This window comes from Micrococcus endophyticus, assembly GCF_014205115.1.
In the GTDB taxonomy this organism is placed as follows: domain Bacteria; phylum Actinomycetota; class Actinomycetes; order Actinomycetales; family Micrococcaceae; genus Micrococcus; species Micrococcus endophyticus.
In genome coordinates this window covers 744164-757367 of sequence record NZ_JACHMW010000001.1, presented here as the reverse complement: position 1 = coordinate 757367, position 13204 = coordinate 744164, and the positions used below count along the sequence as shown (strand labels likewise).

General features: G+C 75.6%; 13 protein-coding genes. 10 read left to right on the top strand and 3 right to left on the bottom strand.

Features of this window, described 5'->3' with window-relative positions:
- Position 1: 1 nt before the first annotated feature.
- Positions 2 to 595, bottom strand: coding sequence for a cyclodeaminase/cyclohydrolase family protein (locus HDA33_RS03420; protein ID WP_184170918.1), 594 nt, complete (start codon positions 593 to 595; stop codon positions 2 to 4).
- A 40-nt stretch (positions 596 to 635) separates the two neighbouring features.
- Complete coding sequence (locus HDA33_RS03415) at positions 636 to 1100, bottom strand: pyrimidine dimer DNA glycosylase/endonuclease V (RefSeq protein WP_017488236.1); 465 nt, start codon at positions 1098 to 1100, stop codon at positions 636 to 638.
- A gap of 124 nt (positions 1101 to 1224) precedes the next feature.
- On the opposite strand from HDA33_RS03415, the gene HDA33_RS03410 reads away from it, so the two are divergent.
- From HDA33_RS03410 to HDA33_RS03365, 10 genes are all read left to right on the top strand, one after another.
- Complete coding sequence (locus tag HDA33_RS03410; RefSeq protein ID WP_017488237.1) at positions 1225 to 1416, top strand: ubiquitin-like protein Pup; 192 nt, start codon at positions 1225 to 1227, stop codon at positions 1414 to 1416.
- Positions 1413 to 2807 (top strand): Pup--protein ligase, encoded by a 1395-nt coding sequence (pafA, locus tag HDA33_RS03405; RefSeq protein ID WP_184170915.1) that lies wholly within the window; start codon positions 1413 to 1415, stop codon positions 2805 to 2807. The genes HDA33_RS03410 and pafA overlap by 4 nt, the downstream gene beginning before the upstream one ends.
- 59 nt (positions 2808 to 2866) lie before the next feature.
- Complete coding sequence (locus tag HDA33_RS03400; RefSeq protein WP_184170912.1) at positions 2867 to 3952, top strand: FKBP-type peptidyl-prolyl cis-trans isomerase; 1086 nt, start codon at positions 2867 to 2869, stop codon at positions 3950 to 3952.
- A gap of 32 nt (positions 3953 to 3984) precedes the next feature.
- Positions 3985 to 4380, top strand: a complete 396-nt coding sequence (locus HDA33_RS03395) for an FKBP-type peptidyl-prolyl cis-trans isomerase (RefSeq protein WP_017488239.1) — start codon at positions 3985 to 3987, stop codon at positions 4378 to 4380.
- 14 nt (positions 4381 to 4394) lie between these two features.
- Positions 4395 to 6500 (top strand): helix-turn-helix transcriptional regulator, encoded by a 2106-nt coding sequence (locus HDA33_RS03390; protein ID WP_184170909.1) that lies wholly within the window; start codon positions 4395 to 4397, stop codon positions 6498 to 6500.
- Positions 6501 to 6536: 36 nt separating this feature from the next.
- Positions 6537 to 6809 carry a Sec-independent protein translocase subunit TatA gene (gene tatA, locus HDA33_RS03385; RefSeq protein WP_158494583.1) on the top strand — a complete coding sequence of 91 codons (273 nt, stop codon included), beginning with the start codon at positions 6537 to 6539 and terminating at the stop codon, positions 6807 to 6809.
- A 19-nt stretch (positions 6810 to 6828) separates the two neighbouring features.
- Complete coding sequence (tatC, locus tag HDA33_RS03380; RefSeq protein ID WP_184170906.1) at positions 6829 to 7683, top strand: twin-arginine translocase subunit TatC; 855 nt, start codon at positions 6829 to 6831, stop codon at positions 7681 to 7683.
- A 76-nt stretch (positions 7684 to 7759) separates the two neighbouring features.
- On the top strand, positions 7760 to 10765 hold the full coding sequence (locus HDA33_RS03375) for a DEAD/DEAH box helicase (protein WP_184170903.1): 3006 nt from the start codon (positions 7760 to 7762) through the stop codon (positions 10763 to 10765).
- Positions 10766 to 10775: 10 nt separating this feature from the next.
- Positions 10776 to 11882: a hypothetical protein gene (locus HDA33_RS03370; RefSeq protein ID WP_184170900.1), complete on the top strand. Its 1107-nt coding sequence runs from the start codon at positions 10776 to 10778 to the stop codon at positions 11880 to 11882.
- Positions 11883 to 11973: 91 nt separating this feature from the next.
- Positions 11974 to 12705, top strand: coding sequence for a polyprenol monophosphomannose synthase (locus HDA33_RS03365; protein WP_184170896.1), 732 nt, complete (start codon positions 11974 to 11976; stop codon positions 12703 to 12705).
- Between the two features lie 114 nt (positions 12706 to 12819).
- Here the strand turns inward: HDA33_RS03365 and HDA33_RS03360 are convergent, their stop codons facing one another.
- On the bottom strand, positions 12820 to 13167 hold the full coding sequence (locus HDA33_RS03360; RefSeq protein ID WP_158492780.1) for an RNA polymerase-binding protein RbpA: 348 nt from the start codon (positions 13165 to 13167) through the stop codon (positions 12820 to 12822).
- Positions 13168 to 13204: the final 37 nt, after the last annotated feature.

The following is a 13204-nucleotide window of genomic DNA, read 5'->3' as shown; positions in this document are numbered from 1 at the left end:
CTCAGCCCGTGACGGCCGCGCGCACGCGGCCCAGCAGGGCGTCCGCCCGCGCGACGAGACGGTCCGCCCGGTCGACGTCGGTGCGCAGGATGCCCTCCACGCCCTCGTCGCGGAGGGGGCCCAGGTTGGTCTCGAGTGTGACCGTGGCGGCGGTGAGGCCGCCCCGGATGCAGCCGAGCGCCGCACCGACGTCGGAGAGCACGTTCGGGTTCGCTGCGTCCAGCACACGCTCGGCCAGGTCCAGTGCACGCTCGGCGGCGTCGACGATCCCACGGGGTGGCCGGACGGCCTCGGCCAGGGCGGCCTGGATCGCGGCCGAGCGCCGGGACCGGGCCTCCGGGGTGTCGCGGGGCAGCCCGAACGCCTCGGCCACGGCGCCGAAGCCCCGCTCGTCGCCGTCGGCGAGGCCGAGGCACGCCGCGATCAAGCCCTCCGATGCCCGAGCGTCCTCCTCGGACGCGCTGAACCGGGCCGCCATGGCCAGCAGTCCGGCGCCCTCGGCGACCGCGAGCGCGCCCGTCGCGCCCCCGCCGGGGGTGGGCTCGCCGGAGGCGAGGCGCCCCAGATAGCTCTCGATGCTCTCGTCGCGGATCATGCCCCCACGGTGCCAGACCGAGCCCGACCGCGGCCCGCCCTCAGGCGCGCTCCCAGGAGGCGACCGGCCCCGGGACGATCGTGAACAGCGGGTGCACGTCGGGGACGGGCGTGTCCGACCACCGTTCGAGCCAGGCGGGGCTGCGCGCGGCCAGCTTGGCGCACAGGTGACGCCACTCCAGGTCGCGCTGGCCCGTGGTGGCCGGGATCGGTGCGAGACCGACGGGCGGGATGCGCACCGCGCCGTCGGGGGCGGGGCACGGCCGGTCGATCCGGGAGTGGTCGAAGCGGTAGCCGCGCGCCGTGGCCTCGGCCTCGAGGCCGGAGAGGAACGCGCCGACGGCGCCGGACGGGTCCGGATGCTCCCGGAACCTCAGCAGCTGCGGGTGGTCCCGATACCCGCGCGTGCGGCCGGCCAGGACGGCCTGGGCGAGCAGGGCTTCGCGCCAGGCGCCCGTCAGGCCCTGGCGGTCGAGGTGGCGGGGATGAAGGGTCCACAGGCGCATGCCCCCATCCTGCCAGGGTGGGGCAACCCGGGGACGTGGGGCTGAAACGTGGCCCGTGCGTGGGGCAGGATGGGTGGACGCGGACGAAGCACATCGACCCGCGTCGACGCACGAGGAGGCCACCATGTCCCAGGAGCAGATCCGCCCACGCCCGTCCGGCGGCGACGACGAGACCGGCGCCGCGGCGGGCCAGGCGCACGTGAAGCCCGCGGCCCAGGACCAGGGCCTGGACAGCCTGCTGGACGAGATCGACTCGGTGCTGGAGTCCAATGCCGAGGAGTTCGTCAAGGGCTTCGTCCAGAAGGGCGGCCAGTGACCGACGCGGACCGCGCCCGCCGGATCTTCGGGCTGGAGACGGAGTACGGCGTCCAGCACTGGAACCCGGAGGGGCGCCCGCTCAGTCCCGAAGAGGTCGTCCGCTACCTCTTCCGGCCCGTCGTCGAGTGGGGGCACTCCTCGAACGTGTTCGTCTCCAACGGCTCCCGCCTGTACCTGGACGTGGGCTCCCACCCCGAGTACGCCACCGCCGAGTGCTCCACCCTGGACGAGCTGATCGCCTCGGACGCCGCGGGCGACCTCATCCTCCACGATCTCGTCACGCGGGCGCAGGAGCGCATGGCCGCGGACGGGATCGGCGGCCGGATCCACCTGTACCGCAACAACGCGGACTCCTCGGGCAGCTCCTACGGCTCCCACGAGAACTACCTGCTGCGCCGGCGCACCGAGTACCGCCGGCTCACCGAGGCGCTCGTGCCGTTCCTCGTCTCCCGCCAGATCCTCGTGGGCGCCGGCCGGGTGGTCCCCGCCGGCACGTGGCCCGAGGGTGACGGCGCGGCGCACTTCGCGTTCTCCCAGCGGGCGGACTTCGTGCAGGACGGGGTCTCCTCCTCGACCACGCGGTCCCGGCCGATCATCAACACGCGCGACGAGCCCCACGCGGACGCCTCCGAGTACCGCCGCCTCCACGTGATCGTGGGGGACACCAGCCTCTCCGAGCACACCCACCTGCTCCGATTCGGGGCCACGGACCTGATGCTGCGCATGATCGAGGCCGGCTTCCCCCTCGGGGACCGGGTGCTCGCCCACCCGACCCTGGCCGTCCGCCAGATCTCCCACGACCTCACGGGCACCGCCCGCGTGGCGCTGCGGGACGGGGACGCCTCCGCCCTGGAGCTGCAGGAGCACTACCTCGAGCGCGCCCGGGCGTTCGTGGCCGCCGAGGGCGCCCACCACGAGCGCGTGGAGGAGATCCTGACCCTGTGGGAGGACGTGATCGAGGCGGTCCGCACGGGGGACCGTTCCCGGATCGAGGACCGCATCGACTGGGCGATCAAGCTGCGCATGCTCGAGGACTACCGGGCCCGGCAGGACCTGGACTGGGGCTCGGCGCGGCTCGCGCAGCTGGACTTGGCCTTCCACGACATCGACCCGGACCGGGGCCTGTTCCGCCTCCTGCTGCGCCGCGGCGCGGCCGCGCGGCTGCTGCCCGAGGACGCCGGCCGGCTGGCCGTGGACGCGGCCCCGCCCACGACGCGCGCCCGCGTGCGCGCCGACTTCATCGCCCGCGCCCGTCAGCGGGGGCTGGGCTACGCGGTGGACTGGACCACGCTCAAGCTCACGGACCACCCGCTGCACGCGATCGCGGCGAAGGACCCCTTCGACGCGTCCTCGGACGCCGTGGACCGGCTGTTCGAGCGCATCGGCTGACAGGGCGCGCCCGGCGGGTCCCGGGCCGACACCCAGGGCCCGCCGCTAGGGTGTGGCGCATGAGTTCGTTCCAGACCCCCGAGACCACGACGCCGCGTCGCCGCCGTCGCCTCCTGCCCCTGGTGTCGCTGGGCGTGGCCGGCCTGTTCCTGGCCACCGCCTGCGCCTCCGGCCAGGACGACACGCCGGAGCCGCACGACGACGCCGCCTCCGCCTCGCAGTCCGCCGCGCCCGAGCGCGCCGCGGTCGGCGAGGGCCAGGGCGAGCCGGACGCCCTGGAGGGCCTGTCCTTCTCCGAGGGCGAGGACGGCGCCCCCAGCGTCGAGGTCGACGGCGAGCTCGCCACGGACCAGCCCACCACCCGCGTGCTCACCGCCGGCGAGGGCGACCAGGTGCAGGACGGCGACGTGCTGAAGATGTCGATCGCCGTCGTGGACCCCGCCAGCGGCGACGTGCTCGCCGAGAACTTCACCGGCGACCCCGAGTCCGTGCCCGTGGACCAGCAGCTCAAGAGCATGAACCCGGAGATGCACGACCTGCTGGTGCGCAACGGCGTCGGCTCCGTCGTCGCTGCCTACAGCCCCGAGCGCGAGGTCCCCGCCCCGCCCGCCGACGGCGCCTCGCCGAGCGCGTCCCCCTCCACACAGACCCAGCCCGCCCAGCTCTTCGTGTACAAGATCGAGTCGATCCTGCCCACGCAGGCCCAGGGCGAGGAGGTCGCCGAGCGCGACGAGCGACTGCCCGAGGTCACCGTGACCGACGGCACCCCGGAGATCGGCGACGCCGAGGGCGAGGCCCCGTCCGAGATGGTGGTCCAGCCGCTGATCCGCGGCGAGGGCCCCGAAGTGGGCCCGGACGACTCCGTGACCGTCAACTACGTGGGCGAGACCTGGTCCGAGGGCACCCGGTTCGACTCCTCGTGGGAGCGCGGCGCCCCCATCTCCTTCTCCCTGAACCAGGTGATCCCCGGCTGGAAGGAGGGCCTGGCGGGCCAGCCCGTGGGCTCGCGCGTCCTGCTGTCGATCCCGGCGGAGAAGGCCTACGGTGAGCAGGGCAGCCCGCCGGACATCGGCCCGAACGAGCCCCTGCTGTTCGTGGTGGACATCCTGGACGCCCAGGCCCCGTCCACCCCGCCGGCGAACTGACCCCCGCACCCACGACCCCTCAGGAGAGCACCGTGTCCTTCGGACAGCGCGACTACGACCGCACGAAGCCCGAGATCGACTTCCCGGGCGAGAACCCGCCCACCGAGCTGGTGGTGGAGGACCTGATCGCCGGCTCCGGCCCCGCCGTGGAGGCCGGCTCCCGCGTGCAGGTCCACTACGTGGGCGTGGCCTGGTCCACCGGCGAGGAGTTCGACGCCTCGTGGAACCGCGGCACCCCGCTGCCGCTGACCGTGGGCGTCGGCCAGGTCATCGCCGGCTGGGACCAGGGCCTGCTGGGCATGCAGGTGGGCGGCCGCCGCCGCCTCGAGATCCCGCCGCACCTGGGCTACGGCGCCCGCGGCGCCGGCTCGGCCATCGGCCCGAACGAGACGCTGATCTTCGTCTGCGACCTCGTCTCGGTCGACTGACCCGCGTCCCGTCCATGGCCCCTCCCGCCTCCCGGCGCGCCGGCGACGAGGCCGCCGAGCGGATCATCTCGCTGCTGTGGCTGCTGCTGTCCGCACCCCACGGCCTCGAGCGTGACCGGATCCGGCGCCAGGTCGTCGGCTACGAGGGGCTCTCGGACGCCGCCTTCGAGAAGCTGTTCCAGCGGGACCGCCGCGTGCTGCGCGCCGTGGGGGTCCCGCTGGAGACGCTCGAGGCGGACTCCTTCGAGGAGGAGGCGCAGGGCGTCCGCCACCGCGTGGTGCGCGACGCGATGCTGCTGCGCGACCTCGACCTCACCGTGGACGAGCGCCGCGCCCTCGTGCGCGCCCGCCGTCTCTGGGGCGACTCGCCCCTGCGCGCCGACGTCGTGCGCGCCGTGGGGCTGCTCTTCGCCCCGACCCCGGACCTGGCCGCCGACGACGAGCTGGCCGGCTACCATGCCCTCACGCCGCGGGCGGACCCCCGGCTCGAGGCCCTGACCCAGGCCGTCGCCGAGGAGGCCGTCCTGCGCTTCCCCTACCGCGACGCGCGGGGCCGGGAGAGCCGGCGGACCGTGCGGGCGTGGTTCCTCACGCTCGTGCGCGGCCGCTGGTACCTCACCGGCTGGGACGCGGACCGCGAGGCCGAGCGCAGCTTCCGCCTGACCCGCATGGAGGGCGAGCCGCGCCGCGTGGAGCGCGCCGCGTCCCTGCCGGGGCGCCCCGCCGACCACGACCACGCCGACCTGGTGGCCCGCCTGGCCGGCCAGGCCGACGCCGAGCGCGTGCGCGTCTGGCTCGCCCCCGGGCGCGGCCAGGGCGTGCGGGCCGTGGGCGAGCGGGTCGACCCCCGCGCCGAGGACGGTGCCGCGCCCGGGGACGGCTGGGAGCTCTGGGAGGCGCCCGCCGGCACCCACGAGGACGGCCTCGCCGCCGAGGTCGGCGGCCTGCTGGGCCGTGCGGTGCCCTCTGCCGCCGAGCCGGACCTGGCCCGGCGCGTGGCCGACGCCCTGGCCACCGCCGCCCGGGCGCACGCCGGGCCCGCCGCGCCCGCGCTGCTCGAGGTGCCGCTGGCCCCGCCCGTGCGGCGGCGCGCCCGGGACTCGAGCGAAGACCTCGTGGGCCGGCTCCTGGACATCGTGGGGCTCGCCAACCGGGCCGACGGCGTCGACCGCGCCGAGCTGCGCGCCCGGCTGGGCGTCACCGAGGATCGGCTGGACGCCGACCTCGAGACCCTGCGCTACTGCGGCATGCCCGAGCGCGACTTCCCCGGCTTCCAGTTCGAGGTGGACGAGGAGGGCGGTCGGGTGCACGTGCGCCGCGCCGCCGACCTCGCCGGCCCCGTGCGGCTGACGCGCCCGGAGGGGCACAGCCTCGTGGCCGCCCTGCAGACCGTGGCGGACCTGCCCGTGCTCGACGACGCCGACCGCGCGGCCGCCCGCTCGGCGCAGCGGCGCATCGCCGAGGCCGTCCTGGACGCGGGCGGCGCGGCCGCCTCGGCGGCGGACGACGAGGCGCTGGCCGAGGCCGAGGCCGGGACGGCGCCGACTCCCGCGCCCGGTGGGGCCGTGGCCGCGCACTGGGACGTGGCCGTCGATCCGGAGACCGTCCGGACGCTGCTGGCCGCGATCGCCGAGCGCCGCGTCCTGCGACTGGACTACCGCTCGGTGCACGCCGACGTGCTGAGCGAGCGCGACGTCGAGCCGCTCGCCGTCGTCCAGGACGGCGCCCGCCTGTACCTGCGCGCCTGGTGCCGCTCCGCCGGGGAGGACCGGGTGTTCCGCGTGGACCGGATCGGCGCGGCCGCGGCGACGGGGGAGGCCTTCGCCCCCCGCGCGCGGCCGGCCCGCTGGCGCGTCCACCCGGACGAGGCGGCGGGCACTCCGGCCGTGCTGCGCTGGGCCCACCGCGTGCGCGACGCCGCGGCAGGCTACCGGCCCGAGGCGCAGGCGGACCTGCCTGACGGCGACCGTCTCACCCGGGTGCGCCTCACCGACGCGGACGTGGCCGCGGCCCTCGTGGGCCGCCACGGCGGCGCCGTCGAGGTGCTGTCCCCGGCCGCGATGCGCGCCCATGTGAAGGACGCGCTGGACCGCGCCGTCGACGCCCTCGCGGCGCGGTAGCCTGGTCCCCAGGACCCCGATCGAAAGGACCTCACCATGGCCGGTCTCCAGGGATGGCAGCTCGTCATCATCATCCTCCTCGCGATCCTGCTCTTCGCCGCGCCGAAGCTGCCCGCGATGGCCCGCAACCTGGGCCAGTCGATGCGCATCTTCTCCTCCGAGGTGAAGCAGATGCGCACCGAGGACAAGGGCGCCAAGGACGGCAAGGACGCGCGCTCCGGTAGCGGCTCCACCGCGGCCGACGAGCCGGTCGAGGGCCGCGTCGTCGAGCGCGACGAGACCGACGTCCGCCCCCGCGACGAGCGCTGAGCCGGAGGGTCCCCACCCGATGAGCGAGGTCGAGGAGGTCGCCCGGCGCACGCGGCGCCGGCGCCGCCGGGACAACCCCACGGGGGAGATGCCGCTGCGCGAGCACCTCACCGAGCTGCGCAACCGCGTGGTCAAGGCGGGCGTGGCGGTGCTGCTCGGCATGGTGGTCGGGTTCCTCATCTACCAGCCCGTGATGGCCGAGCTGTTCCGGCCGGTCAACGAGCTCTCCCGCGACGGGCGCATCTCGGCGATCGCCTACGACACCGTGGCCTCGCCGTTCGACCTCATGCTCAAGGTCAGCCTCTTCATTGGTCTGATCGTCTCCAGCCCGGTCTGGCTCTACCAGATCTGGGCCTTCATCGTGCCGGGTCTGAAGAAGGCGGAGAAGAAGTACGCGCTCGGGTTCATCGCCGCCGCCGTCCCGCTCTTCCTGCTCGGCATGGGCCTGGGCTGGCTCGTGATGCCGCAGGCCGTCCAGTTCTTCGTGGGCTTCACCCCCGAGGGCGGGGCCACCCTGCCCACGGCGTCGGTCTACATCAGCTTCGTCACGCGCCTCTACCTGGCGTTCGGCGTGGCCATGGTCCTGCCGGTGCTGCTGGTGGGCCTCAACATGCTCGGCGTCCTGCCGGGGCGCACCATCGTGAAGCACTGGCGCATCACGGTGTTCCTCATCATGCTGATCGCCGCCATCGCCGCCCCCGGTGCGGACGCGATCTCGATGGTCTACATGGCCGTCCCGCTCGTGCTGCTCTTCGGCGTGGCGATCGCCCTGTGCCTGTGGGGCGACCGGCGTCGCGCCAGGCGCGCAGTCCGCCGCGAGCAGGACATCGAAACCGAGCTCGCCTCGGGCCCGAAGCCGCTCCACGAGATCTGACCGGCGCCGCGCCCGCTCCGCCGACGGCGTATCCCCGGGCCGGGACGGCGTCCGGACCCGCCAGTAGGGTGGGGGCATGTCCCACGCCCCCGCGTCCGCGACCCCGCCCGAGGAGCCGCAGCTCAGCCCGGCCGAGCGCTTCGCCCGCGCCAAGGCGGCCCGCCACCACGCCGGCTCCGAGCTGGGCCGCTTCGCCTCCCGCCTCGGCTTCCCGCTCGACGACTTCCAGCGGCGCGCGTGCGCCGAGGTCGAGGACGGCCACGGGGTCCTCGTGGCCGCGCCCACGGGTGCCGGCAAGACCGTGGTGGGGGAGTTCGCGGTCCATCTGGCCCTGGCCCGCGGCACGAAGGCGTTCTACACCACGCCCATCAAGGCGCTGAGCAACCAGAAGCACGCGGACTTGTCCCGGGTGCACGGCGCGGAGAACGTTGGGCTGCTGACGGGGGACACCTCCGTGAACCCGGACGCCCCCGTGGTGGTGATGACCACCGAGGTGCTGCGCAACATGCTCTACGCGCAGTCGGACACCCTCACGGACCTCGGCTTCGTGGTGATGGACGAGGTCCACTACCTGGCGGACCGGTTCCGCGGCCCGGTGTGGGAGGAGGTCATCATCCACCTGCCCGAGCACGTGCAGCTGATCTCCCTGTCCGCCACGGTCTCCAACGCCGAGGAGTTCGGCGCCTGGCTGGACACGGTGCGCGGGGCCACCACCGTGATCGTCTCCGAGCACCGGCCCGTCCCGCTGTGGCAGCACGTGATGGCCGGCGGGCGGCTCTACGACCTCTTCGCCGAGGACATCGCCTTCGAGGACACGGCGGACCGGGACGGCGAGGCCCTGCTCAACCCCGAGCTCAAGCGGCTCGGGCAGGAGGCCGAGCGCCGCTCCGAGCGCCCCGACTGGGGCCGGCCCGGACGGCACCGCGGGCGCGGCGGCCGCGACGGCGGTCAGCGGGGCCGGGGAGGCCGGGGCGGGGACGGCAGGAAGGGCGGGCGCGACGCCGGCCGCCGCGGCCGGCACGGCTCCCACGCCATGGACCGCGAGCGGCCCGTCACCGGTCGCGTCCGGGGCCAGGAGGACGGCGAGCGGCGCGGGCCGCGGCTGTCCACCTCCCGCCCCGAGATGATCCGGGCGCTGGACCGCGAGGGCCTGCTGCCGTGCATCACCTTCATCTTCTCCCGCACCGGCTGCGACGCCGCCGTGGAGCAGTGCCTGCGCGCCGGCCTCGACCTCACCACCGCGCACGAGAAGGCCCTCGTGGCCGAGCGCGTGGAGCAGGCCGCGCGCCTGCTGCCCGTGGAGGACCTCGAGATCCTCGGCTACTGGGCGTGGCGGGACGGGCTCTCCCGCGGCTTCGCCGCGCACCACGCCGGCATGCTGCCCCCGTTCAAGGAGGCCGTCGAGGACCTGTTCGCCGCCGGCGCGCTCAAGGCCGTTTTCGCCACGGAGACCCTCGCGCTGGGCATCAACATGCCGGCGCGCTCCGTGGTCATCGAGAAGCTCGTGAAGTTCAACGGCGAGAACCACGTGGACATCACGCCGGGGGAGTACACCCAGCTCACCGGACGCGCGGGCCGCCGCGGGATCGACGTCGAGGGCCACGCCGTGGTGATGTGGCGCCCCGGGCTGGACCCGGCCGCCGTCGCCGGCCTGGCCTCCCGCCGCACCTACCCGCTGAAGTCCTCGTTCCGGCCCACCTACAACATGTCCGCCAACCTGCTCGCGCAGGTGGGCGCGGAGCGGGCGCGGGGGATCCTGGAGTCTTCGTTCGCCCAGTTCCAGGCGGACCGCTCCGTGGTGGGGCTGGCCCGCGAGGTGCGCTCCAAGCAGGCGAGCCTCGAGAAGTACGAGGAGGCCATGCAGTGCCACCTCGGGGACTTCTCCGAGTACCTCGCCCTGCGCAAGGAGCTCGCCTCCGCCGAGAAGTCCGGCTCACAGGGGCGCCGCCGCGCCCAGCTCGCGGCCGTGAAGGAGTCCCTTGCGGACCTCGCCGTGGGCGACGTCGTCGAGCTCGACGCCGGCCGCGCGCTGGGCCGCGCCGTCGTCGTGTTCCCGGCGGGCAACCCCCAGAACCCGCGCGTGGGCGTGGTGACGGACAAGGCGCAGCTGCGGCGCATCACGGTGGACGACGTCGCCGGGCCGGTCGAGCCCGTGGCCGGCGCGGCCCTGCCCCAGGTGCTCCAGGTCAAGACCCCCACGCAGCGCAAGGACGTCGCCGCCCTCATGCGCGAGGCCGTGCGCACTGGGCGCCCGCCCTCCGGCGGCGGACGCCGGGCCAGCGGCTTCCGGCTCCGGGAGGACCCGGCCGCGCCCCGCGTGGAGGAGCTGCGCCGCGCCCTGCAGCGCCACCCCTGCCACGCGTGCCAGGACCGCGAGGAGCACGCCCGCTGGGGCGACCGCTGGTGGGGCATGCGCCGGGAGGTCTCCGTGCTGCGCGAGCGCATCGCCGGCCGCACCAACACCATCGCCCGCACCTTCGACCGCGTGGTCGGGCTGCTGCGCTCCTACGGCTACGTCCACGAGGACGCCTCCTCGCCGCGGCAGGCCCTCACGGCCCGCGGCGAGGCACTGCGCCGGATCTACGGCGAGCGGGACCTGTTCACCTCGCTCGTGCTGCAGGACCCCACCGTCCAGGGGCTCACGCCGGAGGAGTGGGCGGCCGTCGCCGCGCTGCTCGTCTACCAGGGCAAGGGGGAGGCCGGCCACGGCGTCGTCCCCATGCCCACGGCACGCCTGGCCGAGGTGGCCGACGCCGCCGAGCGCATCGAGGAGCGGCTGCGCACGGACGAGGCCCAGACCCGGCTCGAGCCCACCCCGCCCACCGACCCGGGCCTCGTCGGGCCCATGCACCGCTGGGTGCGGGGCGCGAGCCTGCGCCGCACCCTCGAGGGCGCGGACCTCGCCGCCGGCGACTTCGTGCGCTGGGCGCGCCAGGTGATCGACGTGCTGGACCAGCTCGCCAACGTGCCCGGGGACGCCCGCCGCAGCCGGGCCTGCCGCAAGGCGGCCGACCTGGTCTCTCGCGGCGTCGTCGCCACCTCCCTGCCCGCCGCCACCGCCCGGGAGGCGGACGAGGACTAGGGTGGGGCGGGTGAGCGCTCACCTGTTGACCACCGGCATCATCCACTCCGTCACGGACCCCTACGCCCAGGCCCTCCTGGTGCGGGACGGGGTGATCGCGTGGCTCGGCGCGGACGACTCCGCCGAGCGCGTGGCCGACCCAGCGGACGCCCGCACGGACCTGGACGGGGACGTCGTGGTGCCCGCCTTCGTGGAGCCGCTGGCCCGGCCCGAGGACGCGCGGGACGCGCTGTCCCGGGGGACCGCCGTCGTGACCGTGCTCGCCGGCCCCGCGGGGGACGTGGCGCCCGCCGAGGGCGTCCAGGCCGTGGTCTACCGCCACGCCGAGGGCCCCGCCGAGGGCGCGGTGGGCGTGTGGCTGCCCGTGGCCGCCGACGTGGACGCCGCCGACCTCGCCGCCGCGCTGGCGGAGGCCACGCGCGCGGGGGAGCAGGCCTACCTCGTGCCCGCCGCGGACGCCGCCGGGCAGGGCGACGCCGAGGCCCCGGCCGCCGCGCAGGCGGCCGCGATCGCCGCCCTGCGCCGCGTGGCCGACGAGCTGGGCGCCCCGGCCCTGGGCCGCGTCCGCCACCGCCTCGTGGTCACCTCCCCGGTGGCGGCCGAGGACCGCGCGTTCCTGGCCTCCGTCGCCGTCTCGGCCACCGTGGTGCCCGCCGCGGACGGGACGCTGCGCGCGCCGGTGGCCAGCCTGCTCGCCGACGCCGTCCCCGTCGCCCTCGGTGCCGGACCCGGCCGGGACCCCTGGGCCGCCGTCCGCGCCGCCCTGTCCCACCCCGAGGAGGCGGAGCGGATCTCCGCCCGCTCCGCGTTCGCCGCGGCCACCCGCACCCCGCTGCGCGCCCTGCCGGACGCCGCCGACGCCGACCTGGTCGCCGCGCCCCGCCTCGCCGTCTCGGCCCCCGCCGTCTTCGGGGTGTGGGAGGCCGAGGCCGTGGCCGTGCAGTCCCCGGACGGCCGCGTCGCCGCCTGGAGCACGGACACCCGCGCCGGCACGCCCCTGCTGCCCGCCCTCGACGACCAGACCCCGCTGCCGCGCTGGCGGGCCACCTGGGTGGGCGGCCGCATCGCAGCCGAGGCCGCCGACGGCGACGCGCACGGCACCGGCGACCACGCCTGAGCCCGGCCTTTCCTATACTCGAACGGATGAGACGGCTCCGCCCCGCGGCTGGCCGCCCCCACGATCCCCGGCCGGAAGGCGAGTAAGACGCATGCGCGTGCTGACCATCATCCCCACCTACAACGAGATCGAGTCGCTGCCGTTGACCCTCGGCCGCCTCCGGGACGCCGTCCCGACCTCGGACGTGCTCGTGGTGGACGACGCCTCGCCGGACGGCACCGGCCAGTGGGCGGACGCCCGCGCCGCGCAGGACCCGAGCGTCCACGTGCTGCACCGCACCACCAAGGACGGCCTGGGCGGGGCGTACATCGCCGGCTTCCGCTGGGGGCTGGAGCGCGGCTACGACGTGCTCGTGGAGATGGACGCGGACGGCTCGCACCAGCCGGAGCAGCTGCCGCGCCTGCTGGACGCCGTCCGCACGGCCGACCTCGTGATCGGCTCGCGCCGCGTGCCGGGCGGCAAGATGGTCAACTGGCCCGCCTCCCGCAAGATGATCTCCTGGGCCGGCTCCCTCTACCCGCGTATCATGCTGGGCCTGCGCCTGACGGACGTCACCGCCGGCTACCGCGCCTACCGCGCCGAGACGCTGCGCGCCATCGACCTCGACGCGATCGAGTCCAAGGGCTACGGCTTCCAGGTGGACATGACCTTCCGCACCGCCCGCCTGGGCAAGCGCATCGTCGAGGTGCCCATCACCTTCGTGGAGCGCGAGCTGGGCGAGTCCAAGATGAACGGCGGCATCATCGGCGAGGCCGTGGTCAACGTGACCCGCTGGGGCCTGGCCGCCCGCTGGGAGGGCCTGCGCTCCCGCCTGGGCCTCTGACGCCGCGCCGGGCGCGCCCCACGGGGCGGCCCGGCGTCCACCGCCACCGACGACGACGGGGCCGGATCCTCCAGGAGGATCCGGCCCCGTCGTGTGTGCGGGGGAGGGCGACGCTCAGGCGTCGACGTCCTCACCGCGGCTGGCGCGCAGCTTGTTGAGCTGGAGCGCGTAGGTCTCCTGGAGCTCCTCCAGGCTGCGGCGCTCGCGCAGCATGTCCCAGTGGGTGCGCACGGGCTTGCCCTCGGCCTCGGCGGGCTTCTCGCCGCTGACGAGGAACGCCTCCTTGCCGGTCTTCGAGGTCCAGGTGGCCGGGACGTCCGCCTCCACGGAGAAGGTCACGAACACCTGCTCGCCGTCCTCCGTGCGGTACTCCACGCGCTGGCGCGCGGCGGGCTCGACGCCGGCCTCGGACTCCAGGGACTGCGCGCCCAGGCGCATGCCCCGCAGGCTGCGATCGCTCACGTTCTCCTCCTCGTCACGCCGCGCCGGCGCCCGCGCG

Bases quoted from the DNA above. Each gene is read 5' to 3' on its own strand.
- HDA33_RS03420 (WP_184170918.1), bottom strand. From the start codon at position 595: ATGATCCGCGACGAGAGCATCGAGAGCTATCTGGGGCGCCTCGCCTCC.
- HDA33_RS03415 (WP_017488236.1), bottom strand. From the start codon at position 1,100: ATGCGCCTGTGGACCCTTCATCCCCGCCACCTCGACCGCCAGGGCCTG.
- HDA33_RS03410 (WP_017488237.1), top strand. From the start codon at position 1,225: ATGTCCCAGGAGCAGATCCGCCCACGCCCGTCCGGCGGCGACGACGAG.
- HDA33_RS03400 (WP_184170912.1), top strand. From the start codon at position 2,867: ATGAGTTCGTTCCAGACCCCCGAGACCACGACGCCGCGTCGCCGCCGT.
- HDA33_RS03390 (WP_184170909.1), top strand. From the start codon at position 4,395: ATGGCCCCTCCCGCCTCCCGGCGCGCCGGCGACGAGGCCGCCGAGCGG.
- tatA (WP_158494583.1), top strand. From the start codon at position 6,537: ATGGCCGGTCTCCAGGGATGGCAGCTCGTCATCATCATCCTCCTCGCG.
- tatC (WP_184170906.1), top strand. From the start codon at position 6,829: ATGAGCGAGGTCGAGGAGGTCGCCCGGCGCACGCGGCGCCGGCGCCGC.
- HDA33_RS03375 (WP_184170903.1), top strand. From the start codon at position 7,760: ATGTCCCACGCCCCCGCGTCCGCGACCCCGCCCGAGGAGCCGCAGCTC.
- HDA33_RS03365 (WP_184170896.1), top strand. From the start codon at position 11,974: ATGCGCGTGCTGACCATCATCCCCACCTACAACGAGATCGAGTCGCTG.